A 2,625-nucleotide genomic window follows, 5' to 3' on the forward strand; every position below is an offset into this window, starting at 1 on the left:
CACACCGTTCGCCAGCCGCTTGCTCAGGTAGTCCACAAGTGTCCGGACGCGGTGCGACAGATGGCGCGTCGGCGGATAGACTGCGTAGATCGTATCCGGCAGCGGCTCGTCATCGGGCAGGACATGGATCAGCCGCCCCGCGCGAACAGCATCGGCCGCAATGAACAGGGGCAGGACCGCAAGGCCGAGGCCAGCAATCGCCAGATCGCGCATGACCTCGCCATTATTGGTGACGAGATGGCTGCGTGTCACCACTGTGCGCGGGCGCATGTCCGGAGCGATGGGGAGGAACTGCCAGAGCCGGCTGGCATGGGCATTGGCGTAGTCGATGCAGTTATGAGCCGAGATCTMGTCGATGGACCTCGGCAGCGCCGTCTCCCGGGCATATGCGGGGCTGCAGCAGACGATGCGCCGGCTCTGGCACAGCTTTCGCGCGATAAGTGAGGAATCCGGCAACCGCCCGATGCGGATCGCGAGGTCATAACCGCCCGCAACCAGATCCAGCATGCGATCGTCAAGGTCGATCGCGAATTCGACGCCAGGGTGGAGCCGCGCGAAATCAGCCAGCATCGGACCAAGATGCAATGTCGCAAAGCTCATCGGTGCCGTCACCCGCAAGCGCCCCTTCAGCGGGCCCGTACGGTCGGTCACCACCTCCACGGCTTCATCGATGCTGCGCAGCGCGTCGCGCATATGGTCGTGGAACAAGGAACCCTGTTCGGTCGGCGTGACGCTGCGGGTCGAGCGGTGGAGGAGCGCGACGCCGAGCGCCTCTTCGAGATCGCTGATGCGTTTGCTGACCACGGATTTCGACAGCTTCAGCTCACTCGCCGCAGCCGTAATTCCCCCGGCTTCCACCACCTTGAGGAAGGTCAGCACATCGTCGAAACGCCAAGCCATTGTTCGATGATAGCGAACCATCACCCCTTAGCGAAAGGGCTTCGGCACCGTTTCAGCCACACGGCCAGCGCCAGCTACGAAACCGGCGTCGGTGCATAGGCCACGAAGCGCCATTCTCCAGCTTCTCGGAGCCATACGGCAAGGTAGCGATTGTTCAGAGATTTCGCGGTGCCGTTGACCGTGACCTCCGCCTTCATGACGCCGGTCACCAATGCGACATCCCCAAAGACCTTGATCTCCTGATCCTCGTTGGAAATCGCGTGATAGTCGAAGAACTTCGCGCCGACCTTCTGCAGGTAGCTTTCCTTGTCGTCGCGCGCTGCGTTGGAATGCGTATAGGCGAGGCTGTCGGAGAGCATGTCACCAAGCACGGTGAGATCCGCCTGCAGCATGGCGTCATAGCGCCGCTTCTCCAGTTGCTCGATTGCGCGGATCGTCGGGTCGGTCATGAACGTATCCTCGAATGGTTTCGGGCAATGCCGGTCTGGATCTTCAGAGACTTGGATTCTCAGAGTCCGGGCCTTCAGATCGTCCGGCCGGCATCGATCTTGAGATGCGCTCCGGTCAGATGTGGAAGCTGATCGCTCAGGGCAAAGGCGACATAGCGCCCGAGTTCCTGCACATCGACGACCTCGCCCATCGGCAGGCTCTTCGCCACCTGATCGAGATAGCCGGGCATGGCACGCGTGGCATCCGTCGCCGTCGTGCCCGGGACGAGCGTGTTGACCCGGATCCGGTGCGGCGCCAGTTCCAGCGCGAGGCCTTGCATCAGCGCGTGAACGCCGCCCTTGCTCGCAACATAGGGCAAGAGGCCAGACACCGGCCGCAGGGCGGTCGACGATCCGGTCGCAATGATGGACCCGCCCCCGCCTTGCCTCACCATCACGCGTGCGGCCTCCAGAACCGTCAGGAAGGTTCCGGTGAGATTGACGTCGAGAACCTGCTGCCAGTCCTCCAGCGTGAGTTCCGCAGCCGGTTTTCGCGCGCCGATGATGCCGGCATTCGCCACGGCAGCATCGATGCGCCCGAAGCGCTCGACCGCCGCAGAAAACAATCGGCTGACGGCCACCGCCTCTCTGATATCGGTTGCGACAGCCAGAGCATCACGCCCCGCGCTCCCAAGCGCTGCCGCCACGTCCGCGAGTTTGCTCTTGTCGAGCCCCGCTACGATGAGGCTCGCCCCCTGCTCTGCACAGGCCTCTGCTATGGCCCGGCCGATGCCGGATTCCGCTCCGGTGACGACGATGACTTTTCCGGAAAGCAGCACATCTCTCTCCCATCTCAGGATGTTCCCGAGAGCCGCTGCTGCGGACTTGACCTCCGCAGTAGCGCCGGACGATTCAGCCGCGCGCGGAACCGTGCCCGTCGAAGACAGCGAAATCGGTGTGGTGCTGGATCCATGGGCGCGGCGGCGGCGCGCCCCAACGGTTCACGACCTTGATATTGGTCAGGTCCGCATCGATATCGGCAACCTTCGGCTCATACCCGGTATCGTTCGCGATGACTTCCATCTCCGACGAACACTCCACCATGAAACCTGCCGGATCGAGATAATAGGCGAAGAGATTGTCGCCCGCGCCGTGACGCCCGGGCCCCCAGACTACAACGCGGTCCAATGCGTCGAGCACGTCGCCGAGCCGCATGAAATCGTTGAACTGGGCAAATTCCCAGGCGTAATGATGGATGCCCGGTCGAGCCCCCTTGACGATCCCGACCGTGTGATGC

At 62.9% G+C, this 2,625-nt stretch carries 4 protein-coding genes; all 4 read right to left on the reverse strand.

Annotated elements, in window-relative coordinates; translation table 11 throughout:
• Window positions 1-900 (reverse strand): LysR family transcriptional regulator (locus tag AC1DJT_RS35920; RefSeq protein WP_476835977.1); only part of this gene is annotated, 900 nt, incomplete at its 3' end.
• Between the two features lie 74 nt (window positions 901-974).
• Window positions 975-1,349, reverse strand: a complete 375-nt coding sequence (locus tag AC1DJT_RS35925) for a nuclear transport factor 2 family protein (protein ID WP_441508058.1) — start codon at window positions 1,347-1,349, stop codon at window positions 975-977.
• Between the two features lie 74 nt (window positions 1,350-1,423).
• Window positions 1,424-2,167 carry an SDR family NAD(P)-dependent oxidoreductase gene (locus tag AC1DJT_RS35930; RefSeq protein ID WP_441508057.1) on the reverse strand — a complete coding sequence of 248 codons (744 nt, stop codon included), beginning with the start codon at window positions 2,165-2,167 and terminating at the stop codon, window positions 1,424-1,426.
• 73 nt (window positions 2,168-2,240) lie between these two features.
• Window positions 2,241-2,625, reverse strand: a 385-nt coding sequence (locus tag AC1DJT_RS35935; RefSeq protein ID WP_476835978.1) for a VOC family protein, incomplete at its 5' end; no start/stop codon positions are given.

This window comes from Allobosea sp. 05T422_2 (assembly GCF_056396265.1).

What these genes read in the sequence shown, in the direction of transcription:
- AC1DJT_RS35925 (WP_441508058.1), bottom strand. Translation starts at nt 1,349, where the DNA reads ATGACCGACCCGACGATCCGCGCAATCGAGCAACTGGAGAAGCGGCGC.